The organism is Collinsella aerofaciens (genome assembly GCF_040910265.1).
GTDB classification, from domain to species: Bacteria; Actinomycetota; Coriobacteriia; order Coriobacteriales; family Coriobacteriaceae; genus Collinsella; species Collinsella aerofaciens_BK.
The window spans coordinates 37,900-64,595 of record NZ_JBDGAW010000013.1 but is presented as its reverse complement, the minus strand read 5'-3'; the positions used below and the strand labels follow the sequence as shown (position 1 = coordinate 64,595).

The window sequence follows — 26,696 nt, the reverse complement described above, 5'->3', positions numbered from 1 at the left end:
TCTATCAAATTATGGAATATGTAGGGTAAATCAATCGTGTCCGCACGGCATGCGACACTTAACAGGCCGTCCTGCTCTGCTGCGGCGGCATGAATCAAAGCAACGATCCTCTAAGGAGTTCGATATCGATGAGTGACAACACCAAGCACCTTGCAAAGAAGTGCGTCAAGGACGCGGGACCGTGTCTTGCGCTGTGCGTGGCCGGCGCAGCGGTCGCGCTGCTGGCTGTTTTGGGGCCATTCGACGTGCTCCGAAGTGCCAGTTCCCTGCACGTTGTCATCGCCCTTGCCGCCGCCATGATGACCGGCGGCGTGCTCGATTTGATCTTTTGGGTGCTCGCCCCGTTTGGATGGAAGAACGAGGGGTAAGCCCTAAGGGATGGATACCCCGCAGCAACAGGAGGTCCCCGTGATCTGGTTTACCAGTGATACTCACTTTGGACATGAGAACGTGCTACGGTTCGCCGACAGGCCTTGGTCGGCGGTTGCGCAGATGAACGATGCCATGGTCGCTAATATTAACAGCAAGGTCGCTGCGGATGACGAGCTCTACATCTTGGGCGACTTTAGCTTTAAGATGACGGTCCAAGATGCCTACGAGCTGCGCAAGAGCATTGTCTGCAAGCGTGTCCATCTGCTGCCCGGCAACCACGACAAAGACTGGACGCAGCCTGCCGTAGCGGATGCTTTTATCGTCGAGCCGCCCATTTGCGTGCTCAAAATCGATCGGCAGAAAATCGTGCTGAGCCACTATCCCATGGCCGACTGGCAGGGCATGTCGCACGGCAGTTGGCATCTGCGCGGGCATATCCACAGCTGCGGCGGTGCGTACAACAAGTTCAACCTCAGGCAGGGGCTGCTGCGCTATGACGTGGGTGTGGACGCTAACAGCTACGCCCCCGTGAGCCTGGAGGAGCTCAGGTCGTGGTTTGCGCAGGTAGACGAGCCGATGTGTTGCGTTAAATGGCCGTGGTGGGTCAACGCCACGGGCGACGAGCAGATTGAGCACGATCTCGAAACCTATAAGCGGGAAGTGGTGATCCGATGACGGTCTATGTGACGGGCGATATTCACGGCGGCGTCGACATGCAAAAGCTGCGCGACTGGGAGCTTGGGGATGGTCTGACGAGTGACGACTATCTGATTGTCGCGGGCGACTTTGGCTTTCCGTGGGATTTCTCTGCCGAGGAGTGCGCCGACATTGCCTGGCTGGAGTCGCGCCCCTATACCGTGCTGTTCGTCGACGGTAACCACGAGCGTTTCGATCACTGGGCGGAGCGCCCCATGGAGCTGTGGCACGGTGGGCTGACGCAGCGCCTGTCGGATACCTCTCCCATACGGCGCCTGACGCGCGGCGAGGTTTTTGAGCTCGATGGCTCAACGATTTTTACCATGGGCGGCGCCACGAGCGTGGACAAAGAATACCGCATTCCCTATTCCAGCTGGTGGCCGCAGGAGCTGCCGGACGAGCGCAACTTTGAGGAGGCGCGGGCAAAGCTCGACAGCGTGGGTTGGAAGGTCGACTACGTAATCACCCACACCTGCTCTACGCGCATGCTTTCGCCCACGCTCTATCCGGCATCCGGCTGGAATTGCCCCAGCGTTGACCGACTCACGGCATTTTTCGATGAGCTGGAAGACCGCTTGGACTACAAGCGCTGGTACTACGGGCATTTTCATCGCGACGCCAACCCGGCCGAGCGCCATACCGTGCTCTACGACCGCATCGTTCGCCTGGGCGACGAGCTCCAGCCTTGGGATGTTGCGTAGGGGCGGGCGTAGCGAGCACTTCATACGATGCCTTGGGTAGTTACCCTACATTTCAGTGTAATCTTTATTTGTAGGGTAACTTAAGGCATGCTGGGAGCTGGAGGAGATGTCGCATGACAATCTAGAGTTTCAGCGCCATTCGGTTGGTTCCGGGTAGGGTGGCGAAGCCAAAATGTTCATAGAATGCTGCCGCCTTATCATCTACTGGATCGACAACCAAAGCTCGCGCTCCTGCCAGGGCAGAGATTTTCAAGGCGTTTTCGATGGCATCTTTGAGTAGTGAAGCTCCAAGACCAAGCCCCTTGAACTTCTCGTCGACCCCCATCATTCCAAGTAGCACTGTAGGAACTTGGGAGGGGGAGTTCCGCACGAACCATCCTCCATCAACATTTTCGCGAGCCACGGAGTGCGTACACAACGTATAAAACCCAGCGACTGCGCCGTCGCAATACGATGCGTATATAACTGCTGATCCTCTTCTTCGCGCCGAGGCTGATCTATTTTTAGCCCATCCGTCTACAAGAGTGTTTCCGCAGTGGAAAGCCTCGATGCCTTGGCCAACGGGGAGTTGAACGGGCTTGGTAAATGTGCTCATTCCCAAACCGCTTCACGGTCAAGCAGCGCTTTTGCGGCTTGGGGCATGGGGGAATCGAGCATTTCGCAAAATGCATCGAAACCATCAGGAGAAAGATAGGTTGTTGACGCCTCGGCGATATCACGTGCGGAGCTCTCGTCAAGGTGAGCTGTGGCCCATTGGGTGAGAGTTTGGCCACGTAAGGCCGCGGCGCGCTCGTAAGTAAGGCGTTGACGTTCGGTCAACCTTAGATCCATACGGCGTTGTTTCTCAATCGTTGGCATGGCAAAAACCTCCTTTGCATAATTGTACGGAATTATTCCGTACATAACAAGACACAGAATTATGTCCTCGTTGAAGGGGGACGAGGGGGCGGGGCGTATTTGGCTACTGGACCGTTACAGTGATGTTCTCCCGATGTGCGCGGATGACATCCCAGCTAAAGTGCTCGACCAGCTGCTCGGCAGAGCGCGGTGTGGTGTCCGGCGCGATGCCCGTTTGCCCGGCGAGCCAGCCCAGCAGTGCCTCGGGTGTGCCAAAGCGGGTGCGGAGCTCGCCCAGGTCCAGATCGCGGTCGCGCTTGGAAAGGCGGCGGCCGTCCGGCGACATGAGCAGCGGAATGTGCGCGTAGTGCGGTGTAGGCAGTCCCAGCAAATGCTGCAGATAGATTTGGCGTGGCGTGGAGCCAAGCAGGTCACATCCGCGTACGATCTCGGTAATACCCATGTCGGCGTCATCAACCACCACGGCCAGCTGATAGGCAAACACGCCGTCGCTGCGGCGCACTAAAAAGTCGCCGCATTCGGTGGCGAGCGCCTCGCATTGGGCACCATACGTGCGGTCCACAAATTCGACCACATCGTCTGCGAGGTCGTCGACGGTGGGCACGCGAAGGCGTGTGGCCGGGGCGCGCAGGGCACTGCGGCGGGCGACATCTTCGGCCGAAAGCCCTCGGCAGGCGCCACGGTAGATGGGCGTGCCGTCGCTGGCGTGCGGCGCGCTTGCGGCGTGGAGTTCGGCGCGCGTGCAAAAACAGGGGTAGGTGAGGCCGGCACCCTGCAGCTGGTGCAGGGCGTTCTCGTACAGATCAAGGCGATCGTGCTGGTAGTAGGGGCCTTCGTCCCACTCAAGCCCTAGCCAGGCTAGGTCGTCGATGAGCTGGGCGGCAAGTTCCGGGCGCTTACAGCGATCGTCCAGGTCCTCGATGCGCAACACGATGCTGCCGCCCTGGCTGCGGGCCGAAAGCCACGCGCACAGGCAACTGAACACGTTGCCCAGGTGCATACGGCCCGAGGGCGACGGGGCAAAGCGGCCCACAACAGGCGCAGGAGCGGAGGCGGGCAGCGTCGTTGGCGCGTCCGCGGCGGGCGTTGCTATGTTGCGTGCTTTGATATCCATGTGGACGAGTATAGCGCGGGGCGCGATGGGGAGGCGTCACTGTGGTCCGCAAGTTGTCGAGGCCGCGTGTTGCGCGCGGCGGGCACCGGCTCAACATCTCGATTACCGCTCGCAAGCTAGCCCCTTCAACCCCTCAAACGACAGAAACCCCGGCAGCTCTTCGCAACTGCCGGGGTTTCCGCGGAAAAGGGGGACATGATCCTCGAGCGAACGGCAAAGGGGCAAACCGTTTTCGCTCAACAGCTTTATGCCCCTTGCTCGCGGACTCAATCAGTGCGCGCCGCAGCAACACAAAGCCGCTACACCTGTGACGGAGCTGTGAAGTGGTATCTATCGTTGGTGCAGGCCATGCCAAGAAGTGTCCCAAACTGCCGGCAGATAAGGAACGCCCCTAAGTGCCAGGCTCGGGTGGGACTTTTGTCCCATTTGACGTTCCGTTGGCCCAGATATTCGTCGTGTGCGCCCGTAAACGTGGGACAATGGCGCTGTTGGTATCACAGACAAAGGATGTGCCTATGAACGCCCCCGTTGCCAAGACCTGTCGGCAGCGCCGCCTATTCGCGCGATTCGCTTCCGTCTGCGCGCTCGTCGCGCTTGCGTTGTTGCTACTGCCTGCCGCCGCGCACGCCGACGGCTACTCCATGAGCCAAACCTACATCGGCGCCACGGTCGAGGCCGATGGCTCGTTGACCGTTGTCGAGGGACGCCAGTTTGATTTCGACGACGACGTCAACGGCGTGTATTGGGATATCAATACAGGCACCAACCAGCAGGGCGGCGCGGCGGGTGTCGACGTGCTGAGCGTCGAGGAAGACGACGCTGCGTTTAACAGGGTCGACTATGCAAACAAAGGCGACAGCGGCGTCTATACGGTTGAGCAGTCCGACGGCGGCGTAAAGATCAAGGTTTTCAGCCCTCACGAGAGCGGCGACAGTGCGATCTATTACGTGAGCTACACCATGACCGGTGCGGTCATGAACTGGGCCGATACCGCTGAGCTCTACTGGAAATTTGTAGGTGACGGCTGGTCCGCGGATTCCGACGATGTCGAGATGGAAGTGTACTTCGCAAATGCCGCTGCCGGGACGGCGGCCGTCAAGGGCGATAACTTCCGCGCATGGGGCCACGGTCCGCTGACGGGCGACGTGTCACTCGATGAGGACGAGCCCATGGTCACCTATACCATTCCCTGCGTGCATCAGGGCGAATTCGCCGAGGCGCGCATCGCTTTCCCCAGCGACTGGGTGCCATGGATTTCCGCTTCAAGCGAGGAGCGCATGCCGACAATCCTGAGCGAAGAGAAGGAATGGGCCGACGAAGCTAACGCCCGCCGCGCTCACGCTCGCATGATTGCCAATGTACTTGCCGTGCTAAGTGTTGTCGCGGCGGTGGCCTTTACCGGCACAATCGTTGTGCTCAAGCTGCGCCGCCGCAAGCCCAAGCCGCTTTTCCAGGACGAATATTTCCGCGATGTGCCTTCGGCCGACCATCCCGCCGTGCTTTCGGCCCTCATGAGCTGGAACGAGGTGCCCGATCAGGCATATATCGCCACGCTCATGAAGCTTACTGACGACCGTGTGATCAAGCTGGAGCAGGCGACCGTGACCAAGGCCAAGAAGGGTCTGTTGGGGCGTGAAAAAGAAGAGCAGACGTATCGCGTGACGGTGAGCGATGCGGGCTGGAAGTCGGCCAAGGGCATTGACCACATGGTGCTCAAGGTGTTCTTTGCCGGCGTAAAACCCGATGAGAGCGGCAACCGCTCGCGCACGTTCGACGAGCTGCAGCACTACGTCAAGCAGCACGCTACGCCCGTGGGCGACAAACTCGAGGACTATCAGAACACCGTTAAGGGCAAGCTGGCCGACAGCGAGTACGTTGCCTCGGACGGCATTGTCGCGATGGTGTTTTGCCTGGTCCTTGGCATCTTGGTCGCCTTTATCCCCGTGGGATCCATCTTCTTTACCGATGGCGCGCAGGCGAACATTATCGCCGCGGTGATCTCGGTGCCTATCGTGCTGGTGGGCATTGGCGTGGGCCTTACGTTCCGCCGCTTTACACCGGAGGGTGCCGAGGTGGCGGCCCGTTGCAAGGCGCTTAAGCATTGGCTCGAGGACTTCACGCGCCTAAGGGAAGCCGTCCCGGGCGACTTGGTGCTGTGGAACAAACTGCTGGTGATGGGCGCGGCGCTGGGCGTTTCGAAGGAAGTGCTGCGCCAGCTTGCCGAGGCCGTGCCGCCCGAGGTGCGCGAGGCTGACGGCTTCTACGACAATTACCCCTGCTACTGGTGGTACTACCATCATTACGGCAACCAGTCCCCGCTCGATTCGTTCGATAGCGTGTATCACGAGAGTATCCGCGAGCTGGCTTCGAGTTCCGATAGCTCGAGCGGCGGTGGAGGCGGCGGCTTCTCTGGTGGCGGCGGTGGTGGCGCCGGCGGAGGCGGCGGCGGAACGTTCTAACGGTCGTAAGCTATGGGATGGGCTTTTCTCGACAGCCGTCGGGGAAAGCCCATCCCCTTTTTATGCGCTACCTACGAAGACTGTCCCCAGCGACTAGTCATTTAAGAACGTCCCCAACGACTAGGTATGGCTGCTGGGCCTAGACGGTCAGGTCGAGTTCGTAGAGGAAGCTTTCGCGCGGCATGTCGCGACGGCGCTCTTCGCGGCTGGCGCGGTGCGTGGCCGTGCGCTTAAAGCCGTGCAGCTCATAGAACTTCCAAGAGCAGTCAGAGTCGGTATACAGGTGCGCCTTGGTTGCCCCGCGCGAGGAGAGGTGCGAGATCGCGGCGTCGAGCAGTACTGTCCCAACACCCAGGCCATGGACGTCGGGGTCGACGGCGAGCAGCGTGACCTCGTATTCATGCGGCAGCGGGCTGCTCTCGAGCAGACGGTTGTTAGTCCGAATGGTGGCACGCACAAACGAGAGATACTCGGCGCATGCCTCAGGCTCCAGCTCGCGCATCTGCGATAGCAGCGCACGTTCGGTGTCCATCCAATGTTCGTTGACGGTGGCGCCAGAGCTGTGTCCGGCGCGCGCAAGCGAAATGCCACGCGCCTCGCCGTCGATTACGGCGACCTGCGAAAACGTCGAGGATGAAAGGCAATAGGCAAGATCGCACGCGGCCTCGAGGCGGTTGTACTCATCGTTATCCGAATTGTTGTGCCAAAGGCGCTGCAGAATCAGCGCGATGGCGTCGAAGTCTTCGGTATCAAACGGTCGGTAGAGAACCCGCGAGACCATGGTGCCTCTTTCTGTTGCGGATGCATATCGAGCACAGTTCTACCACGCCGTTGGCATCTAAATATGGTGCCCCTGTGTTCCATCAACTCACCGCGCCCGCCGCCGCGCCCGTATCCTCCGCTCGCGAGCTTTTTCTGCACAAGCGGACGTTGCGGGGTGCATCGGCACGCTCGATGCGCTACATTGAATCAGTATTTTCAATGCCGCTGCGCGAGCGCTGCAGATCGACGTATCACCGACTCACAGAGCACGGCGGCGTACCAGACAGGAGGACTGCATGGGATCTGATGTGAAGATCGCACGCGCGTTGATCTCGGTTACCGATAAGACGGGTGTCGTCGATTTCGCACGGACGCTGGTTGACGACTTTGGCGTCGAGATCATCTCTACGGGTGGCACGGCTCGTGCCATCGAGGACGCGGGCGTTCCCGTAACCCCCATCGAGGAGTTCACGGGCTATCCCGAGATGATGGACGGCCGCGTTAAGACGCTGCACCCCAAGGTTCACGGCGCGCTGCTTGCCCGCCGCGATTCCGAGCAGCACATGCAGGAGGCCGCTCAGCACGGCATTAAGCTGATTGATCTGGTCGTCGTCAACCTGTACGAGTTTGAGAAGACCGTCGCCAACCCCGAGGTCACCTTCGCGGACGCCATCGAGCACATCGATATCGGCGGTCCCTCCATGCTGCGCTCTGCCGCCAAGAACGCCGCGAGCGTCACTGTCATCTCCGACCCGGCCGACTACGACGCCGTCCTTGCCGAGATGCACGAGACCGGCGGCTGCACCACGCTTTCCACCCGTCGTCGTCTGCAGGTGAAGGTCTACCAGACCACCGCCGCCTACGACACGGCAATCTCCCGTTGGCTCGCCGCCCAGGCAAGCGACGTGGCGGACACCTCTGCCAAGCTCGAGATCTCGCTGGAGAAGGTCGATGACCTGCGCTATGGTGAGAACCCGCAGCAGAAGGCCACGGTCTACCGCTTTGCCGAGGGCTGCGAGAACACCGCGAGCTCCCAGTTCCCGCTCGTGGGCTCCGAGCAGATCCAGGGCAAGCCGCTCAGCTACAACAACTACCTGGACGCCGACGCCGCCTGGAACCTGGTCCGCGAGTTCGATGAGCCGGCCTGCGTGATCCTCAAGCACCAGAACCCTTGCGGTTCCGCCGTTGCCGAGGACATTACGGCTGCCTACGACCGCGCCTTCGCCTGCGATCCCAAGAGCGCCTTCGGCGGCATCATCGCCTGCAACCGCGAGGTTCCCTTTGAGCTGGTCGAGCACTTCGCCGACCAGAACAAGCAGTTCGTCGAGGTCATCATCGCCCCGGGCTACACCGATGATGCGCTCGAGCGCATGGCTAAGCGCCCCAACCTGCGCGTGCTGGCCACCGGCGGCGTGGACCACGGCGCCCAGGTGGAGCTGCGCTCCATCGACGGCGGTATGCTGGTGCAGGAGGTCGACCATGTGACCGAGGACCCCGCGACCTTTACGTTCCCCACCGACCGCAAGCCCACCGACGCCGAGATGGCCGAGCTCGAGTTTGCCTGGAAGGTCTGCAAGGGCGTCAAGTCCAACGCCATCCTGGTCTCCAAGGGCAAGGCCGGCATTGGCATGGGCCCGGGTCAGCCCAACCGCGTGGATTCTGCGCTGTTGGCCTGCGAGCGTGCCGAGGACTTCTGCGAGCGCGAGGGTGTGGAGAAGGGCGGCTTTGCCTGCGCAAGCGACGCATTCTTCCCGTTCCGCGACAACGTCGACGTGCTTGCCGCGCACGGCGTGACCTGCATCATCCAGCCTGGCGGCTCCAAGCGCGACGACGAGAGCATCCAGGCCTGCAACGAGCATGGTATTGCGATGGTCTTCACCGGTGCCAGGCATTTCCGCCACTAAGTTTCGCCTCGGGACAAAATAATCTCTGCAAAAGACGGCTGCTCCGTTTGGAGGGCCGTCTTTTTGGTATAAGAGGACGGAATGACTAACACGAAAGGTACAACCATGCCCCAGATTGATGATGCCGAACTGTTTGGTAATGCCGAGGATCAGCGTGCGTACGAGGACTTTTGCGCCAATCAGGAGGCGGTCGAGAAGTTCACGCTCGACAAGCCCGCGCTCATCTGCCGTTGGCGCATGTCCAACAAAAAGGTGCCCATGCTCAACCGTCACATCCGCGCGCTGTCCGAGCGTCTGGTGCAGGGCGAGCCGCTTACCCATAACATGCTCAGCTGGGCCAAGCAGCACGTTGAGTGGTCGCTTGCCGAGGGCGACTACACCGCCCACGACGGCGTGCTCATGCTAGTGATTGATGTGAACGGCAACGCCGCCATGACCGTGGGGGAGTACGAGCCGCTGGCCGACACATCGGCCAAGGCACTGCGCGCCCGTTCTGCCGAGGCCCGCTCCGAGGCCGACGAGACCGGCGTGGCACCCGAGCTGCTTGCTGCCGTCAACAACGGCGAGCTGGCCTTTGTGGCGCCGGCGGATGAGTGCCTGTGCGGCACGGCAACGCTCATCGAGCAGCTGGCCCAAACCAAGGATATCCCGGTCACGCGTGTAGACATTCCCGCGCAGCTTAAGGGCGCGCTGTTCCTGGTGAGCGACGAGCACGGCGTGGTCCCCGCTAGCGACACTGACGCCGACGAGACCGATGCCGCGATGGTCACCTTCTTCGCCGACGGTTACGAAAAACTCCGCGCCCGCTGCTAAATGATTTTTCTGGGACGGGGATTAAAAAATCATTTTGAGTCCCACACCCGTTGCGAGCGAGGGCGTGCCGAACGCTTTCGCTCGCGAACAGTTCTGTCACCTTGTTGCCGCGCGAGACGCGTGCCGGCGACTTCGCGGCAATAATAGCCGTAACAAAACTAAGAGGGGAGCGGATACACATGGCATTGATCTATATCGTCGAGGACGACGAGCCCATTCGTCGCGAACTCGGTGACATCCTTGCGCGTGCCGGCTTTGAGGTCGAGGCCTGCGAATCGTTTGAGCATGTTTCACGCGACATCTTGGCCGCCGCGCCCGATCTTGTACTGCTCGACCTCACGCTCCCCGTCAAAGATGGCCAGCACATCTGCCACGAAGTCCGCCGAGAATCCGAGGTCCCCATCATTGTCCTTACCTCGCGCACGACCGAAATCGACGAGGTCATGGCCATGACGCTCGGCGCGGACGATTTTGTCCCCAAGCCCTACAGCGCGCGCGTGCTCGTGGCGCGCATCAACGCGCTGCTGCGCCGCACCGCGGCGGCCGGCGAGCGCAGCACCCTGGTCCACAAAGGGCTGGAGCTCGACCTCGCGCGCTCCATGGTCACCAACACGCAAACCGGTGCCAGCACCGAGCTCACCAAAAACGAGCTGCGGATCCTCTCGCTGCTCCTGAGCCGCGCGGGCAAAATCGTCTCGCGCTCGGCCATCATGCAGGACCTGTGGGACTCCGATGCCTTCGTGGACGACAACACGCTCACCGTCAACATCAACCGCCTGCGCACCACGCTCGAAAAAATCGGCATCAAGGGGTACCTGACCACGCACCGCGGCCAGGGCTATTCGGTCTAGGGGCCGGCCATGTCGTTTGCCAAGTTCTTTAAAGACGCGCTGCTCCCCGTCACCGTGTGGACGTGCGGCGTGCTGTTGAGCTGCTTTGTGCTGACGGTTGCCGGCGCGCCCGTCTCCATCGTGATTGTGGCGGTCGGCGTGTCCTTTGTCTTTGGCATGCTCGGCATCGTGATCGAGTACGCGCGCCGCCGTCGTTTTCTGCATCAGCTGGAGCGGGCGGCCGAGGAGCTGGAGAGCCCCGCGTGGGTGCAAGAGATGGTGCAATGCCCAACCTATGCCGAGGGCGAGCTCGAATACGAAGTCCTGCGCCGCGTGGGTAAGGCGGCTTGCGATGAGGTGGCGGAAGGACGCCGTCAAACCGACGACTATCGCGACTATATCGAGAGCTGGGTCCACGAGGCCAAACTGCCCTTGGCGGCAGCTCATCTGATTCTGGAAAACCTGGACGGCAGCGAAGACGACCTGTCGCGCGTGGATGACCTGGGCCGTGAGTTGGCTCGCGTGGAGCGTTATATCGACCAGGCGCTGTACTATGCGCGCTCGGAAGTCGTGGAGCGTGACTACCTGATTCGCCGCTGGGATCTTAAGACCCTGGTGACGGGCGCGATCAAGGCCAACGCGCGTGAGCTCATCGCGGCGCACGTGGCCCCGGTGTGCGAGAACCTCGACTTTGAGGTGTTTACCGACGAGAAGTGGCTCGAGTTTATTCTGGGCCAGCTCATTCAGAACAGCATTAAATATGCGCGTGAGGACGGCGCAAAGATCGTGTTTTCGGGCGCGTTGCTGGACGAGGGCCTGGCAAGCGAGCGCATCGAGCTTACCGTCGCGGACAACGGCTGCGGCGTGTGTGCGGCAGACCTGCCGCGCGTGTTCGAGAAGGGCTTTACCGGCGACAACGGCCGCGCCACCAAGCGCGCAACAGGCATCGGCCTCTACCTGGTGGCGCGTCTGTGCTCCAAGATGGGCATCGACGTCACCGCATCGTCCGAGCCGGGCGAAGGCTTCGTCGTCACGTTCGCTTTTTCAACGAACAAGTTCCAATACTTTGAGTAGTCAGGCCGCGTGGCGCGATCGACGGAATCTTCCCGTTTGGGAAGATTCTAAATGAACGCGTTAGAATCTTACCAAATGGGAAGATTTAGATGGCTTGAGCTATAATCTTCCCAAACAGGAAGATTGATGAGGTGGCTTATGGCTGGCTTTGACGAAAAAGAGAAAATAGTTCGCTCTTTAGAGGATTTGGGCAAGCAGATTCGCTCCAGACGAAAAGAGCTTGGCTATACGCAGTGTGAAGTCGCTGAGTTCAATCAGTGTAGCCCCAGATTTGTGGGTGATCTTGAGCGCGGGAAAGCCGGCGCAAACCTAAAGCAAGTACTCGAGATAGCAAATAGTCTCGGTATTGACATTATGCTTAGGAATAGGGGGTAGGGAATGTCTCTTTGTGTCATGCGTGAGTTCCAAGGAGAGTTTGAGCCGGTGGGCTCGTTCGATGCGGTTGATACCGGCGACATTATTTTTTCCTACAGTGAGCGTTATTTGTCTCAGAAGTCGGCGGCACCGTTGTCTGCCTCGTTGCCGCTTCGGCGCGAACCCTTTCACTCGAATGAATATGGCGGCTTCTTTTCTGGGATGATTCCCGAGGGGCCGGTTCGTGCGGAGTTGTCCACGCGATTCCAGATTCCTCAGTCCGACTACCTTTCGATGTTGGCGCGTTTGGGTGAGGAGTGCGTTGGGGCTCTCATGTTTCGTTCGGATGACGCCGTTGAATCGCGAGCTGGGTTTAGGCCGTTGACGCAGGCGGATGCGGATGAGTTGCATAAGAGCGAGATTGTTGAGATCGCGAATGCGATGCAGATTTCGCGATTATCGCTGGCGGGGGCGCAATCGAAGACTGGTTGGTATTTACCTCGCAGTGCGGATGCGAAGACCGCTGGTCCCGGACAATGGATGTTGCCAATCGGTTCTGCTCCCTCGACGCATATCATTAAGGTCGCCTCGGGCAAGCATCCAGATTTGCCCACGAACGAACAAGTTTGCATGGATGTGGCGCAGGCCTCGGGATTGTGCGTGGCGGGGTCGTTTGCGTCTGAAGCGCTCAACAATGTATTTATCTCGGAGCGCTATGACCGTGTCTGGGCTGATGGGTGCAGTATTGTTGAGGGAAATCGGACTCCCATGCGCCTCCATCAGGAAGACTTTTGCCAAGCATTGGGTTGGCCGTCGTTTATGAAATACGAAAACCAGCAAAATACAAATTATATGGCGATGTGCGGACGACTTCTCAGGGAACAGTCGTCAAACGCTATAGCGGATGTTCAGATTTTTGGCCGTCAAGTGGCAATTGACTACCTTTTAGGAAACTGCGATTCGCATCTCAAAAACCATTCGCTTCTATTGGGACCCAACTGGCGGTCAAAGCGTCTGTCGCCGGCGTATGACATTGTGTGCACGACGATTTTGGGCTATGACCATAATCTCGGTATCGACATCGGTGACCATCGCGTTATCGATGAGGTGGATGCAAAGGACTTTGAATTTGTTGCCGAAGATTTAAGTTTGCCGCTCAGGCGTTACCGAGCCATCTGCTGTGAGGTTGCAGAGTGCACAAAACAGAAGCTCGGCGAATTGTCTGAAGCATCTGGTGATCTAGGTCGAGTTGCGACTCAGATTTTCGGAGATGCAGCTCCCAGAATTAAAGTTCTAGAACAATTTGCTTCATAACAAAAACGTGCCGCCCCAAACGGGGCGGCACGCCATCTTTTAATCAGCCAACTCGCTGAAGTAAGGCTGCGAAGGCCGCGGGGCCGGGAGGGGTTTCCTAAGGGCACATCCCGCAGCCGCAACGCGGCGAGGACGTGCCCGTGGAAACCCCGCAGGCCCCGCGGCCGGTGGGAGCAACGCTACTTCACGACCAAAATGTCGCAGTCCGTATTGCGCAGCAGGAACGTCGAAATCGAGCCCAGTAGCGCGTACTTAATCGAGGACAGGCCGCGGGCGCCGCAGAGCACCAGATCGGGCTTGACCACGTCGAGCATCTCGTCCTTGAGCGTCTCGCGAATGCGACCGGTGCGAATCATGACCTCGACCTCGGGAATATCGGGATTGGCCTTGGCCTCCTCGAGCTGCTTGGCGATGGAGTTGTTAAAGGCCTCCTCCAGGCCGTTGACCAGGTCGACCGGATAGGAACCGGCGCTCTCGAGCGCCGTGGAGTCAATGACGTGGCCGATGATCAGCTTGGCGCCGTTGTTCGCGGCGACCTTGATGGCGCGTGCGAGCACAAAATCCTGCTGCTCAGTACCGTCGAGTGAAACAAATACCTTGGTGTAGCCCTCGTTCATGGTTTCCTCCTTGGTCTATCGCACGGGCGCGGGGCTCGTGCGTCGGGCGGGCGCGGGTGCGTTGACCGCCGGACACTTTACCTTGTTGCAGTTATACCCAAGGATTTCGGTTTGACCGCTCGCAATTCTGTGAACGGGCGAGTTTTTTGGTAAGGGTAGGCACGGTCGCGCCGCCAACGGTTGATAATGGGACATCGCCCGCATCGTCCGCAGAACATCTACCGGCGGGTGTCTAACGAGGGGGTCCCTTTGGATATTATCGAGCTTCTAAAATCTGCCTTCATGGGCCTGGTCGAGGGCATCACCGAATGGCTGCCCGTGTCGTCGACGGGTCACATGATCTTGGTGGACGAGTTCGTCAAGATGAACGTGAGCGAGACGTTCTGGAATATGTTCCTGGTCGTGATTCAGCTCGGCGCCATTCTGGCCGTCTGCGTGCTGTTTTTCCATGAACTCAATCCGTTCTCGCCGAGCAAGGGCAAGGAAGGCCGTCGCGACACATGGGTGCTGTGGGGCAAGATTGTGCTCGGCTGTATTCCCGCCGCGGCGATCGGCCTGCCGCTTAACGACTGGATGGAGGAGCATTTCTACAACGCTCCCGTCGTGGCGCTGGCGCTTATCGTCTACGGCGTGCTGTTCATCGTGATTGAGAATTGGCGCGCGAACAAGCGCGAGGAGATGACCGTTGCCGGTTCGTTTGGTTCGCGTGCTGTGGTGGCGGGCGGACGTCCCGCCGGTGCGCACTTTGCGGCGCCTGCCGCGGCTGCTGCCGAGGACGAGGGCGATGACGAGAATCTGGACTTTGGCTCCATCGCCACGCTCGAGGACCTGAGCTGGAAGACTGCGCTGGGTATCGGTTGCTTCCAGGTGCTTTCGCTGGTGCCGGGTACGTCTCGCTCCGGTTCCACTATCATCGGCGGCTTGCTTTTGGGCTGCACGCGTTCGGTGGCGTCCAAGTTCACGTTCTTCCTGGCCATTCCCGTTATGTTTGGTGCGAGCGCGCTTAAGCTGGTCAAGTACTTTATCAAGGGCGGCACGTTTGGCACCAACGAGATCGCCATTTTGGGCGTGGGCTGCGTCGTGGCCTTTGTGGTTTCGCTCATCGCCATCAAGTGGCTCATGGGCTTCGTTCGCCGTCACGACTTTAAGTGCTTCGGTGTTTACCGCATCATCCTGGGCATCGTAGTGCTCGCATACTTCTTCGTTCTGGAGCCTATGCTCGGCCTGTAACTTGATTGACGCTGCGTGGCGGCCAGGGCGACAACTTGTTATTCAAAGGGGGCGGCATGGCCAAAAGGTCCATGCCGCCCCCTTTTGATTGGTGCATTGGGGTCAGGTTACTTTGCACCAGCTTGGTGCAGACAAACCTGACACCTTTGCACCAAACCCGCTGGGGCGGGCCCGGCAGTGGCGCACGGAGTCGTGGTGTGATTTGCGTCGGTGTCCGCGCGGCTCGGTATACTGGTACGGCTCAAACTATGGCGCTGTCCGCAGGCGCGCCGTCCGTCAGATGAGGAGTCGCCCATGACCCAGCCCCTGCCCTGGGAAAAGAACGCCGCGGTGCCCGTGCCGCCCGCGCCGGAACCCGTGCCGCTCGATGCATATGTTGCCCCTGCAGTGCCGGAGCCCGAGCTCGTCCCGCTTGACATCTATGACGCTCCCGCGCCGGCACCCAAACCCGCCAAGCCGCTCGTCGACATCGACAGCCTTAATCCCGCCCAGCGCGAGGCGGTCCTGACCACCGAGGGCCCGCTGCTGGTGCTCGCCGGCGCCGGCTCGGGCAAGACCCGCGTCTTGACCTTCCGCATCGCCCATATGCTCGGCGACCTGGGCGTTAAGCCCTGGCAGATTCTTGCCATCACGTTTACCAACAAGGCCGCGGCCGAGATGCGTGAGCGTCTGGCGGCACTCATCCCCAGCGGTACCCGCGGCATGTGGGTGTGCACCTTCCATGCCATGTGCGTTCGCATGCTGCGCGAGGACGCCGACCTGCTGGGCTACACCGGTCAGTTCACCATCTACGATGACGATGACTCAAAGCGCATGGTGCGTGACATTATGCAGGCGCTCGGTATCGAGCAAAAGCAGTTCCCCATCAACATGATCCGCAGCAAGATCAGCTCGGCCAAAAACGCCATGATCGGCCCCGGGGACATGCTCAAATCCGCCGATAGCCCCAACGACAAAAAGGCCGCGCAGGTCTACCTGGAGCTGGAACGCCGCCTGCGCGCCGCCAACGCGATGGACTTCGACGACCTGCTCGTGCGCACGCTCGAGCTGCTGCGCACCCGCCCTGAGGTGCTCGATAAGTACCAAGAGCGTTTCCGCTACATTAGCGTCGACGAGTATCAGGACACCAACCACGTCCAGTACGAGATCGCCAATCTATTGGCCGCCAAGTACCAAAATCTCATGGTCGTAGGCGACGATGATCAGTCCATTTATAGCTGGCGCGGCGCCGACATCACCAACATCCTGGACTTTGAGAAGGACTTTAAAAACTGCAAGACCGTCAAGCTGGAGCAGAACTACCGCTCCACGGGCCATATCCTGAGCGCCGCCAACGCCGTGGTTCGCCACAACTCGCAGCGCAAGGATAAGCGCCTGTTTACGGCCGAGGGCGATGGCGAGAAGATCCAGGCCTTCCAGGCGAGCGACGAGCGCGACGAGGGCCGCTGGATTGCCGGCGAGATCGAGAAACTGCATGCCAAAGGCACGAGCTACGACGACATCGCCGTGTTCTATCGCACCAACGCCCAGTCGCGTATTCTCGAAGATATGTTCCTGCGTGCGGGCGTGCCCTACAAAATCGTGGGTGGCACGCGATTCTTCGACCGTGCCGAGATCCGCGATGTCATGGCCTACCTCAAGATGATCGTGAACCCGGCCGACGAGATGAGCGTCAAGCGCGTCATCAACACGCCGCGCCGCGGCATCGGCTCCACCTCGATTCAAAAGATTGAGCAGCTGGCACGCGACAACCGCTGCTCGTTCTTTCAGGCCTGCGAGATCGCAACAGCCGAGACAGGCATGTTTAGCGCCAAGGTGCGTAACGGCCTGTCGAGCTTTGTGTCGCTGGTGCGCGAGGGTCGTCGCATGGACGGCGAGCTCAAGGACGTCGTCGAGATGATTGTCGACAAGACGGGCCTGCTGCAGGCCTTCCGCGCCGAGGGCACCATGGAGTCCGAGAGCCGCGCCGAGAACATCCAGGAATTCCTGGGCGTCGCCGCCGAATTTGAGGAGACGCACGAGGATATCGAGGGTACGCTCGAGAGCCTAGAAGAGCTGCGCGCTGCCGGTGTTGCCGATGTGCCTGTCAGCGCCGAGCCCGAGCCCGTCGTGGTGAGTGCGCCCGCGCCCGAGCCGGGACCGTCCGCCCCGGCATCCTCGTTTGAGGCGCTGGTCGGCGCTCGCGACGCCGCTGGTTCCAACCCGCTCGATAGCCTAGCCGCTCCGGCGCTGTCTCCGCAGGATGCCCTGGCCGCCGCCATCGCGGGTAACGCCTATGCCGCGCCGACGGAGATGCCGGCGGGTGCCGTGCATGCCGACGAGATCGAGCGCACCTACGGTCCGCTTACCTGCAAGGCACTGCCGGCTCTCATGGAGTGGCTTGCCCTGCGCTCCGACTTGGATTCTTTGGCAGGCGAGACGCATGCCATCACCATGATGACCATCCACTCAGCCAAGGGCCTGGAGTTCCCGGCGGTGTTCGTGGCCGGCATGGAGGAGGGCATCTTCCCGCACGTGCACGACTTTGGCGGCAGCGATGATCCGGGCAAGCTCGAGGAGGAGCGTCGCCTGGCCTACGTCGCCATCACGCGCGCCCGTAAACGCCTGTTCTTGACCTATGCTGCCACGCGTCGCACCTACGGCTCGACTTCTGCCAACCCGCGCTCGCGCTTCCTCAACGAGATTCCGTTTGAGGATATCGAGTTTAGCGGCATCGGTTCTGCCGGTTTTGAGGGCACGGGCTGGGAGAAACGCGGCGACCGTCACGGCACCTTTGGCTCGGGTATGGGCTCGGATATGTACGGCGGCAAGGTGTTCGGTTCGCATACGCGCTCGACCGGCGGTTCCGGTTCGCGCGGCGGATCGAGCTTTGACGACTTCTTTGGTGGCAGCAGCTATGGGACCGAGCGCCATCGTGGAGTCTCGCCCGACGCCGGCCGTGTTGCCTCGACCTTTGGCTCGGGTGCGCCGCGAGCCAAAAAGCCGTCATCTAAGGTGTCGCCGACAGTGGAGCGCAAGGTCGATCGCGCTAGCGCGTCGCAGGACTTTGCCGCAGGCGATACCGTGAGCCACAAGACCTTTGGCACGGGCACCGTGATCTCGGTCGCCGGAGACATGATCGAGGTTCAATTTGAAAAGACCGGCCAGACCAAAAAGCTAATGAAAGGTTTTGCACCGATCGTCAAGCTGTCGTGATCCCGGCGGACCTGGGCGGGCGTATGGGGCAACATCGCCTGCTCGGGCAGTCCTGCGCAAGACGGAGAGCACATTAAGTGCTCTCCTTTGCGTGCGGAACTCGCGATCGATGTTGCCCCATACGCCCGCCCAGGTCCTTGGGTAACGTTGCTTGCGAACGTCGCTCTGCTCGTCCGCTTTTTTGATCTGGAGAGCCGGGTGGGCTGATATATATGGATAAGGGGCCCTCCGCTGGTGGACGGGGGAGCCCCTTGTTGCGTTTTGGTTGTTGTTGCGACCTAGAGGTGGCTGATGATCAGTTCCATCTTGCCTTCGAGGTCGATGGAGCTGACGGTGTTCGGGGCCAGCAGGTGGCTTCCCTTGTGGACGGGGTCGCCGCAGACGGTGCCTTCGCCGTCGATGACCGACAGGCACATGAAGGGCCAGCGCTGGTCGAGGGTCTTGCTGCCGTTGACGCGCACGCGATCGACGGTGTAGCAGGGGTTGGACTCGAGCTCGGTCACGCCGTCCACCTCGGGCGCGGTCACCGTGCCGTCGGTCGGAGCCTGAGCATCAAAGTCGATGCAGTCGAGGCTCTGCTCAATGTGCAGCGGGCGCAGCTTTCCGTCGGTGCCGGGACGGTCGTAGTCGTACAGGCGATACGTCACGTCGCTCGACTGCTGCGTCTCCAAAATGAGCGTGCCGGTCTTGATGGCATGCACGGTACCGGAGTCGATCTGGAAAAAGTCTCCCTTGTGAATCGGCAGCACGTTGAGCATCTCGTCCCAACGGCCCTCCTCGATCATCTGTGCAGCCTCGGCGCGGTCATGCGCGCGCTGGCCGACGATGATCGTGGCACCGGGCTCGCAGTCCAGTACATACCAGCACTCGGTTTTGCCCAGGCTGCCGTTCTCGTGCTCGGCGGCGTACTCGTCGTTGGGATGAATCTGGATTGAAAGGTCGTCCTTGGCATCCAGAATCTTAATGAGCAGCGGGAACTCCTTGCCCTCGCAATTGCCAAAGAGCTCGCGGTGCTCGGCCCACAGCCATGAAAGCGTGTGGCCTGCATACGGGCCCTCCGCAATCTGGCAGTCACCGTTGGGATGGGCCGAGATGGCCCAGCACTCACCGATGGGACCTTCGGGAATGTCGTAACCAAATACGGTTTCGAGCTGGCGGCCACCCCAGATTTTCTCGTGGAAGATCGGCGTCAGTTTAATCAAATCGGACATATTCATACCCCCATCATGTTGCGCGGGCGTTGCACAAAACAGCTCAAAACGAGCGCCCGCGTGACTACAAAAACCTATGCCAACGTTACGTTGTGCAGCTCAAAGCGGTCGCCAACGTTGCGCGAGACCGAATACTCAAAGGCGGCGCCGCTGTCCAAAAAACCAATCTGGGTGAGCTCGAGCAGGGGAGAGCCAAGTTTGGTGTCCAGACGCTCGGCTTCTTCCTCGGTTGCTGCCACGGCGCGAATGGTACGGTGGAAGCTCGAAATCTTTAGCCCGCATTGCTCGCGGATGAAGCGGTAGACCGATCCGTACAGGTCCTTCTTTTTAAGGCCTGGAATCAGCTCGAGGGGCATGTAGGTGTACTCGATAACGATGGGCTTCTCATCGGCCTGACGCACGCGCACGACGTGATAGGCAAAGTCATCCTCGGCAATTCCCAGCTGGGCTGCGATGTCCGCCGGTGGATTAACGATCGAGAAATCGTAGACCACCGAGGTCACCTTCTCCCCGCGATGCTCATACGAAAAACCCTGGGCACGGTCGTTTTTGCCCTGGAAAAACGCCTGGCCGGGAAGTCCCGCCGTGTCCTTAACGTAGGTACCCGATCCGCGTCGGCTGGTAATAAGACCTTCCTCGGTGATTTGTTCAATAGCTCGTTTGACGGTGATTTTTGAAACGCTATAGAGCTCGCAGAACTCAACGACGGTGGGAAGCTTGTCGCCCGGTTTAAGAGCGCCATCCCCAATACTTCGACGAATATCTGCAGCTATCGCCTCGTATTTGGGAATCAAGGAACCTCCTTTCCGACATATATCAATACGCAAGTAAGTATAACCCTTAACAAGGCACCCATATAACCTTTATCTAAGAAGCTCGAGAAAGAAAAAAGAAAAAGACGCTTTACTTTTAGAATTAGAGCGCTATAGTTTAAGCAACGAACGGAATCTTTCCGCAGAACAGGATCGACCGTTTGGGGACGGTTTTGTTTTGGCGGGTTGGATATCGGTATGACCGGTGCGCGCCCGCGCCGGATAACCTGCCAAAGCAAACCCGTCTCCAACCGGAAGCTCTAGAACACGAAAGCGAGGACTTTGATGGCACAGTATCAGCTGCCCAACGACTTCTTCTTTGGTGCTGCTATGTCCGGCCCGCAGACTGAGGGTCAGTGGAACCAGGGCGGCAAGCTCGAGAACCTGTGGGACACCTGGTCCATCCAGGATCTGGGCTCGTTCTACAACTGCGTTGGCTCTTACGCCGGCAATGACTTTATGGCCAAGTACCAGGAAGACCTTCGCATTTTGAAGGACTTGGGCCTGGATACCTATCGCACTTCCATCCAGTGGAGCCGTCTGCTCGATGCCGACGGCAACCTCAACGAGGAAGGCGCCGCGTGGTATCACGAGTTGTTCCGCGCCTCTCGCGAAGCCGGCCTGGAGCCGTTTGTCAACTTGTACCACTTTGACATGCCCACCTACCTTTTTAACCGTGGCGGCTGGGAGAGCCGTGAGGTTGTCGAGGCTTACGCACATTACGCCGACGTCGCCTTCCACGAGTTTGGCCAGGAGATTAAGTACTGGTTCACCTTTAACGAGCCCATCGTCGAGCCCGAGCAGCGCTATCAGGAGGGCGTGTGGTTCCCGCAGCTCCACGACTTCAACCGCGCCCGCACCGTGCAGTATCACATCTCGCTGGCGCACGCGCTGGCCGTGGCCAACTATCGTCGCGCCTATGACGAGGGCGCTATTCGCGCCGATGCCAAGATCGGCATGATCAACTGCTTTACCCCGGTCTACACCAAGGAGAACCCCAGCGAGGCGGACCTCGAGGCCGTGCGCATGACCAGCGGCATCAACAACCGCTGGTGGCTCGACCTCATCACCAAGGGCGAGCTTCCTGCCGACGTGCTCGACAGCCTGGCCGAGGGCGGCGTTAAGCTCCCGTTCCGCGCCGGCGACCAAGAGATCCTCAAGCAGGGTGTTGTCGACTGGCTCGGCTGCAACTACTACCACCCCACGCGTGTTCAGGCGCCGGCGAGCAAGGTCGACCAGTACGGCCTGCCGCACTTTGCCGACGAGTACGTATGGCCCGACGCCGTTATGAACGAGAGCCGCGGCTGGGAGATCTACCCGCAGGGCCTCTACGACTTTGGCATGGACTGCGCTAAGAACTACCCCGATCTTGAGTGGTTCGTTTCCGAGAACGGCATCGGCATCATGGACGAATACAAGAACCGTGACGCCGAAGGAACCATCCAGGATGACTACCGCGTCGACTTTGTACGTCAGCACCTGGAGTGGGTGGCCAAGGCCATCGACGAGGGCGCCAAGTGCCGGGGCTATCACTACTGGGCCGTCATCGATAACTGGTCTTGGGCCAATGCCTTTAAGAATCGTTACGGCTTTGTCGAGGTCGATCTCATGGACGGCTATAAGCGCCGTCTTAAGAAGTCGGCGGCCTGGCTCAAACAGGTCGCCACGACCCACGTGGTTGATTAGCGACCGGGCGAACGCCCAGACCGCGCGCCGCCGCGCGCAACACATGGCACATCTGGTGGCAGAGGGCGACAGACCACCGTGCGCATAGGAAAAGGCCGGATTTGAAAGTTAGGAGCAATCATGGCCAGTGACAACGGAAAGAGCTTCCTCGACAAGTTTGCCGAGGTCTCTGCGAAGGTGGGAAACCAGGTTCACCTGCGTTCCCTGCGTGACGCCTTCGCGACCATCACGCCGCTCTATATCCTTGCGGGTATCGCGGTTCTTATTAACAACGTCGTGTTCCCTCTGTTCCCGCTCGATGCGGCGGGCCTTGCCAACCTTCAGACGTGGGGCTCGGCAATTACGCTGGGCACCCTCAACGTCTCTGCCATTATCTTGGCCGGATTGATTGGCTACAGCCTCGCCAAGAACAAGCGTTTCGATAACCCGCTCGCTTGCGTGGTCGTCGCCATCTCTGCCTTCGTCATCATGATGCCGCAGCAGATCACCGCCTCGCTTGCCGCCACGAGCCCACTGCTCACCGACAAGATCACCTCCACCGAGGTCACGGGCGCCCTTTCGACTGCCAACACCGGCACCAACGGTCTGTTCTCGGCTATTATCATCGCCCTGCTTTCCGTCTCGCTCTTCATCAAGATTTCTGGCGTCGAGAAGCTCAAGGTTAAGCTGGGCGAGGGCGTGCCTCCCGCGGTCTCCAACTCCTTCAACGTCATGATTCCGATGCTGCTTAACCTCGCGGTCTTCGCTCTTGCCGCAGCCCTGCTCGCCGTGTGCGCCGGCACCGATCTGTGCACCATCATCTCCACGTGCATCTCCAACCCGCTCAAGAGCATCATGAACGCCGGTCCGTGGGCTGTTATCCTCATCTACACCCTTGCTAACCTGCTGTTCTGCGTCGGTATTCACCAGTCCACCATCTCTGGCGCTACCGTCGAGCCGATCCTGACCATGCTCATCGTCGACAACATGGCTACCTTTGCCGCCGGTGGCACCATCCAGCCCGATCACTACATGAACATGCAGATCGTTAACAGCTTCGCCCTCATCGGCGGCTCGGGCTGCACCCTCATGCTCCTGCTCGACACGCTCCTGTTCTCCAAGAACAAGGCTTCCGAGACCGTTTCCAAGATGGCTATCCTGCCTGGTCTGTTCAACATCAACGAGCCGGTTATCTACGGTTACCCCATCGTGTACAACCTGCCGCTCATGATCCCGTTCGTTCTTCTTCCCGATCTGTTCATCGGCATCACCTATGGCCTTACCTGCGCAGGCATCATCAGCCCCTGCATCGCCCAGGTGCCCTGGACCATGCCTCCCGTCATCAATGCCCTGCTCGCTACGGGCTTTGACTGGCGCGCCGGCGTGTGGCAGGCTATCGAGATTGTCATTGGCATGGCCGTCTACCTGCCCTTTATGAAGATTTCCGAGAAGGCAATCGCCAAGCAGGAGGCTTTCGCCGAGTAGAACGCCTAACGTTCGTCCCTTTCACCTTTGCGGGCGCCGGTACGCGGTGCCGGTGCCCGCAGCTCTCTCCCTTGTGTAAAGATGCAGGGGGGTGGGCACAATAGCCGCAAGGAATAAAACCAGTTGTCGTCTGCGCGCCGCGCAGTTATAAGGAGGAAACCATGAAGAAGATCATGCTCTGCTGCAATGCCGGTATGTCCACGAGCCTGCTGGTCCAGAAGATGCAGGCCGAGGTTGCAAACCGTGGTCTGGATATTGAGGTCGAGGCTCGTCCCATGAACGAGGCCCACGATCACCTGGACGAGTGCGACATGTTGCTGCTTGGTCCGCAGATCGGCTACACCAAGGGCGATTTTGAGAAGGAGGCCGCCGGCCGCTTCCCGGTCGAGGTTATCAACATGGTCGACTACGGCCGCATGAACGCTGCCGGCATCATCGACCACTGCGTCAGCGTGATGGGCTAGGTGCTCTGCATGGAGGATATGAACGAACTGCAGATGACCTGCTTTGAGATCATCAGCTACGTCGGTACCGCCAAGAGCATGTACATCAATGCCGTGCAAAAGGCCAAGGAGGGCGATTTTGACGCCGCCGAGGAGCTTATCAAGCAGGGCGACGAGGCCTATAACGGTGGCCACGATGTTCACATGGGGCTTCTGAAGAAGGAGGCCAACGGCGAGCGTAACGGCGAGGCCCCGTTGATTTTGCTGCATGCCGAGGACCAGATGGCCGGCACCGAGACCATGCGCGTCATGGCGACGGAGCTCATCGAGGTTCACAAGCAGCTGCAGGCACTTCAGGCCTAGTCGGCGTTATCGCCGCGACGGACCGTGCGGTCCAACAGACAACATAGTCCCTTTGACGGGCGCCGGGAGCCTCCGCCTCCCGGCGCCTTTATTTTTGGGGATGGTCTTGCGCGGCCTGTTGGGCAGCCAATTGCGTTACCCCAGATAAAACCTGCCAAAACAAACCTGTCTCTTTTTGGTAGGTTTTTGCCTTGGGAGCGGTACCATACAGGCAATGTTTAAACGAGAAAGGTGGGCTCTCATGGAACCTAAGCAGTACTACATCGGCATTGACGTCGGCGGCACTTCGGTTAAGGAGGGTCTGTTCGACGAGGACGGTAACCTGCTGGCCAAGGCCAGTGTGCCCACGCCTCCCATCGTTGACGCCGCAGGCTTTGCCGCGGTGACCGAGGCTATCGACCAGGTGGTCGCCAAGGCGCAGATTCCGCGCGCCTTTGTGGCAGGCATTGGCCTGGCCGTTCCGTGCCCCATCCCGGCGTCGGGCGATGCCAAAGTCAAGGCCAACATTGCCATTAACCTGCCCGAGCTGAGGATCGCCATTCAAAAGCACTGCCCCGATGCGGTCGTTAAGTATGAGAACGATGCCAACGCCGCTGCCATGGGCGAGGCCTGGCTCGGCTCTGCCAAGGGCGTACAGAACGTGGTGATGGTCACCATCGGTACCGGTGTGGGCGGCGGCGTTATCGTTAACGGCGACGTGGTATCGGGCGTTGTGGGTGCTGGCGGTGAGATTGGCCACATGTGCCTGAACCCGGCTGAGGAGCGCACCTGCGGCTGTGGCGGCCATGGCCATCTGGAGCAGTATTCCAGCGCCACTGGCGTGGTGAGCGACTACCTTGCTGAGTGCAAGAAGGCGGGCGTCGAGCCCATCGAGCTCACCGGGCCTTCTGATTCCAAGGACGTGTTCCAGGCCTGCCGCGAGGGTGACAAGCTCGCGCTGGCAGCTGCCGATACCATGGCCGACTATCTCGGCCGTGCCCTGGCGCTTATTGCTAACGTGGTTGACCCCGAGATGTTCCTGATCGGTGGCGGCGCGTCCGCTTCGGCCGATGTCTACCTCGACAAGGTCCGCGAGCACTTCCAGCGCTACGCGCTTTCCGCCTCGCGCGAGACGCCCATCAAGGTCGCTTCGCTCGGCAACGACGCCGGCATCATCGGCGCCGCCTACGTAGCCCTGCGCGCCGCCGGTAAATAGCTGGTGCAAGGGGGTCAGGTTACTTTGCACCAACACGGTGCAAAAGGGACAGTCTTGGCCCCCATGCCTGCCCCAAAATATGCCGTGACCCTTCCGTCTGCGAAGGCTCGGCATCGGCGTGCTACCATAGCTACGTCCAAGTACACATATCAAGTGGAGGATATCCATGGCAAACGTTCTTGTCTTTGGTCACCAGAACCCCGATAACGACGCCATCATGAGCGCCGTCGTCCTGTCCCAGCTGCTCAACCAGGTTGAGTATGCCGGCAACACCTACGAGGCCTGCGCCCTTGGTCAGCTTCCGGCCGAGTCCGCCAAGCTGCTCGCCGACGCCGGCATCGCCGAGCCCCGCGTGATCGAGTCCGTCGAGGCCGGTCAGCTCGTCGTCCTCACCGACCACAACGAGTCTGCCCAGTCCGTCGCCGGCCTTAAGGACGCCACGGTCTTTGGCGTTGTCGATCATCACCGCATCGGCGACTTCGAGACCGCCGGCCCGCTGCACTACATCTGCCTGCCCTGGGGCTCCAGCTGCACCATCGTCACCAAGCTCGCCGGCGTGCTCGGCGTTGAGCTTTCCGACGTCCAGGCTAAGCTGCTGCTCTCGGCCATGATGACCGACACGCTCATGCTCAAGAGCCCCACCACCACCGATGTCGACCGTGCCGTCGCCGCCAAGCTCGGCGAGCAGGTGGGCGTCGACCCGGTCAAGTTTGGCATGGAGGTCTTCCTCACCCGTCCGTCCGGCTCCTTCACCGCAGCCGAGATGGTCGGCAACGACATCAAGATGTTTGAGCCCGCCGGCAAGAAGCTGCTCATCGGCCAGTACGAGACCGTCGACAAGACCCGTGCGCTCGGCATGATCGACGAGATTCGCGAGGCCATGCGCGCCTACGCCGCCGAGAAGGGTGCCGACGGCATTGTCCTGTGCATCACCGACATCATGGAGGAGGGCTCGCAGGTCCTGCTCGAGGGCGAGACCGAGGCCGCTCAGAAGGGCCTGGGCATTGCCGACGAGCACGACGGCGTCTGGATGCCGGGCGTCCTCTCCCGTAAGAAGCAGGTCGCTGCCCCCATCATGGCCGCCTGCTAGGTTTAGTTGACCAAACGCCACGACCGGATCGCGGACGCCCCGCGCTCCGGTCGTTTTTTGTGCACGGCTCCGCGTCGTCTCTTGGACAGGCGTGCCCGCGCCGTTGAGCAAATAATGTTCAACCTGTGGTTCCGCTTTT

25 protein-coding genes are annotated in these 26,696 nt (G+C 60.2%); 18 read left to right on the top strand and 7 right to left on the bottom strand.

Annotated elements, in window-relative coordinates:
* Positions 1-128 precede the first annotated feature (128 nt).
* Genes AB5Z14_RS06715 through AB5Z14_RS06705 form a run of 3 tightly spaced genes read left to right on the top strand, consistent with a single transcriptional unit; the run spans position 129 to position 1,769 of the window.
* Positions 129-368, top strand: a complete 240-nt coding sequence (locus AB5Z14_RS06715) for a hypothetical protein (RefSeq protein ID WP_368130831.1) — start codon at positions 129-131, stop codon at positions 366-368.
* A gap of 40 nt (positions 369-408) precedes the next feature.
* Entirely contained in the window at positions 409-1,047 is a 639-nt protein-coding gene (locus AB5Z14_RS06710; RefSeq protein ID WP_368130830.1) for a metallophosphoesterase, read from the top strand.
* Entirely contained in the window at positions 1,044-1,769 is a 726-nt protein-coding gene (locus AB5Z14_RS06705) for a metallophosphoesterase (RefSeq protein WP_368130829.1), read from the top strand. The genes AB5Z14_RS06710 and AB5Z14_RS06705 overlap by 4 nt, the downstream gene beginning before the upstream one ends.
* 121 nt (positions 1,770-1,890) lie before the next feature.
* On the opposite strand, the gene AB5Z14_RS06700 is transcribed toward AB5Z14_RS06705, so the two are convergent.
* From AB5Z14_RS06700 to gluQRS, 3 genes are all read right to left on the bottom strand, one after another.
* Entirely contained in the window at positions 1,891-2,364 is a 474-nt protein-coding gene (locus AB5Z14_RS06700) for a GNAT family N-acetyltransferase (protein WP_368130828.1), read from the bottom strand.
* On the bottom strand, positions 2,361-2,627 hold the full coding sequence (locus tag AB5Z14_RS06695; protein ID WP_368130827.1) for a type II toxin-antitoxin system TacA family antitoxin: 267 nt from the start codon (positions 2,625-2,627) through the stop codon (positions 2,361-2,363). Before AB5Z14_RS06695 ends, AB5Z14_RS06700 begins: the two co-directional genes overlap by 4 nt.
* A gap of 103 nt (positions 2,628-2,730) precedes the next feature.
* The gene (gene gluQRS / locus AB5Z14_RS06690) at positions 2,731-3,741 is read right to left on the bottom strand and encodes a tRNA glutamyl-Q(34) synthetase GluQRS (protein WP_368130826.1); all 1,011 of its coding nucleotides are present in this window, start codon (positions 3,739-3,741) and stop codon (positions 2,731-2,733) included.
* A gap of 515 nt (positions 3,742-4,256) precedes the next feature.
* On the opposite strand from gluQRS, the gene AB5Z14_RS06685 reads away from it, so the two are divergent.
* Complete coding sequence (locus AB5Z14_RS06685) at positions 4,257-6,200, top strand: DUF2207 family protein (RefSeq protein WP_368130825.1); 1,944 nt, start codon at positions 4,257-4,259, stop codon at positions 6,198-6,200.
* 139 nt (positions 6,201-6,339) lie between these two features.
* On the opposite strand, the gene AB5Z14_RS06680 is transcribed toward AB5Z14_RS06685, so the two are convergent.
* On the bottom strand, positions 6,340-6,981 hold the full coding sequence (locus AB5Z14_RS06680; RefSeq protein WP_368130824.1) for a GNAT family N-acetyltransferase: 642 nt from the start codon (positions 6,979-6,981) through the stop codon (positions 6,340-6,342).
* 277 nt (positions 6,982-7,258) lie between these two features.
* Between AB5Z14_RS06680 and purH the strand changes: the two genes are divergently transcribed.
* From purH to AB5Z14_RS06650, 6 genes are all read left to right on the top strand, one after another.
* The gene (gene purH / locus AB5Z14_RS06675) at positions 7,259-8,866 is read left to right on the top strand and encodes a bifunctional phosphoribosylaminoimidazolecarboxamide formyltransferase/IMP cyclohydrolase (RefSeq protein WP_368130823.1); all 1,608 of its coding nucleotides are present in this window, start codon (positions 7,259-7,261) and stop codon (positions 8,864-8,866) included.
* Between the two features lie 105 nt (positions 8,867-8,971).
* The gene (locus tag AB5Z14_RS06670) at positions 8,972-9,679 is read left to right on the top strand and encodes a hypothetical protein (protein ID WP_368130822.1); all 708 of its coding nucleotides are present in this window, start codon (positions 8,972-8,974) and stop codon (positions 9,677-9,679) included.
* A gap of 179 nt (positions 9,680-9,858) precedes the next feature.
* Positions 9,859-10,530 carry a response regulator transcription factor gene (locus tag AB5Z14_RS06665; protein ID WP_368130821.1) on the top strand — a complete coding sequence of 224 codons (672 nt, stop codon included), beginning with the start codon at positions 9,859-9,861 and terminating at the stop codon, positions 10,528-10,530.
* Between the two features lie 9 nt (positions 10,531-10,539).
* Complete coding sequence (locus tag AB5Z14_RS06660) at positions 10,540-11,583, top strand: sensor histidine kinase (RefSeq protein ID WP_368130820.1); 1,044 nt, start codon at positions 10,540-10,542, stop codon at positions 11,581-11,583.
* Positions 11,584-11,721: 138 nt separating this feature from the next.
* Positions 11,722-11,958: a helix-turn-helix domain-containing protein gene (locus tag AB5Z14_RS06655; protein WP_368130819.1), complete on the top strand. Its 237-nt coding sequence runs from the start codon at positions 11,722-11,724 to the stop codon at positions 11,956-11,958.
* Positions 11,959-11,961: 3 nt separating this feature from the next.
* Positions 11,962-13,251 carry a HipA domain-containing protein gene (locus AB5Z14_RS06650; RefSeq protein ID WP_368130818.1) on the top strand — a complete coding sequence of 430 codons (1,290 nt, stop codon included), beginning with the start codon at positions 11,962-11,964 and terminating at the stop codon, positions 13,249-13,251.
* Between the two features lie 179 nt (positions 13,252-13,430).
* Here the strand turns inward: AB5Z14_RS06650 and AB5Z14_RS06645 are convergent, their stop codons facing one another.
* A complete protein-coding gene (locus tag AB5Z14_RS06645) occupies positions 13,431-13,868 on the bottom strand; it encodes a universal stress protein (protein WP_055285548.1) in 438 nt (145 codons plus the stop codon).
* 249 nt (positions 13,869-14,117) lie between these two features.
* Here AB5Z14_RS06645 and AB5Z14_RS06640 point away from each other — a divergent pair, with 249 nt between their 5' ends.
* Positions 14,118-15,098, top strand: coding sequence for an undecaprenyl-diphosphate phosphatase (locus tag AB5Z14_RS06640; RefSeq protein WP_368130817.1), 981 nt, complete (start codon positions 14,118-14,120; stop codon positions 15,096-15,098).
* Positions 15,099-15,392: 294 nt separating this feature from the next.
* Complete coding sequence (locus tag AB5Z14_RS06635; protein ID WP_368130816.1) at positions 15,393-18,293, top strand: ATP-dependent helicase; 2,901 nt, start codon at positions 15,393-15,395, stop codon at positions 18,291-18,293.
* A 278-nt stretch (positions 18,294-18,571) separates the two neighbouring features.
* Here the strand turns inward: AB5Z14_RS06635 and manA are convergent, their stop codons facing one another.
* Both manA and AB5Z14_RS06625 read right to left on the bottom strand, forming a co-directional pair.
* Positions 18,572-19,510: a mannose-6-phosphate isomerase, class I gene (manA, locus tag AB5Z14_RS06630; RefSeq protein ID WP_368130815.1), complete on the bottom strand. Its 939-nt coding sequence runs from the start codon at positions 19,508-19,510 to the stop codon at positions 18,572-18,574.
* A 68-nt stretch (positions 19,511-19,578) separates the two neighbouring features.
* Positions 19,579-20,298: a GntR family transcriptional regulator gene (locus AB5Z14_RS06625; protein WP_368130814.1), complete on the bottom strand. Its 720-nt coding sequence runs from the start codon at positions 20,296-20,298 to the stop codon at positions 19,579-19,581.
* A 303-nt stretch (positions 20,299-20,601) separates the two neighbouring features.
* Between AB5Z14_RS06625 and AB5Z14_RS06620 the strand changes: the two genes are divergently transcribed.
* The 6 genes from AB5Z14_RS06620 to AB5Z14_RS06595 all read left to right on the top strand — a co-directional run bounded on the left by AB5Z14_RS06620 (position 20,602) and on the right by AB5Z14_RS06595 (position 26,557).
* Positions 20,602-22,002 carry a glycoside hydrolase family 1 protein gene (locus AB5Z14_RS06620; protein ID WP_368130813.1) on the top strand — a complete coding sequence of 467 codons (1,401 nt, stop codon included), beginning with the start codon at positions 20,602-20,604 and terminating at the stop codon, positions 22,000-22,002.
* A 120-nt stretch (positions 22,003-22,122) separates the two neighbouring features.
* Positions 22,123-23,466, top strand: a complete 1,344-nt coding sequence (locus AB5Z14_RS06615; protein ID WP_270224979.1) for a PTS sugar transporter subunit IIC — start codon at positions 22,123-22,125, stop codon at positions 23,464-23,466.
* Between the two features lie 161 nt (positions 23,467-23,627).
* Positions 23,628-23,930: a PTS sugar transporter subunit IIB gene (locus AB5Z14_RS06610; protein ID WP_035137700.1), complete on the top strand. Its 303-nt coding sequence runs from the start codon at positions 23,628-23,630 to the stop codon at positions 23,928-23,930.
* Between the two features lie 9 nt (positions 23,931-23,939).
* Complete coding sequence (locus tag AB5Z14_RS06605; RefSeq protein WP_197736861.1) at positions 23,940-24,272, top strand: PTS sugar transporter subunit IIA; 333 nt, start codon at positions 23,940-23,942, stop codon at positions 24,270-24,272.
* 241 nt (positions 24,273-24,513) lie between these two features.
* Positions 24,514-25,467 carry an ROK family protein gene (locus tag AB5Z14_RS06600; protein WP_368130811.1) on the top strand — a complete coding sequence of 318 codons (954 nt, stop codon included), beginning with the start codon at positions 24,514-24,516 and terminating at the stop codon, positions 25,465-25,467.
* Between the two features lie 166 nt (positions 25,468-25,633).
* Positions 25,634-26,557, top strand: a complete 924-nt coding sequence (locus AB5Z14_RS06595) for a manganese-dependent inorganic pyrophosphatase (RefSeq protein ID WP_118226883.1) — start codon at positions 25,634-25,636, stop codon at positions 26,555-26,557.
* Positions 26,558-26,696 lie beyond the last annotated feature (139 nt).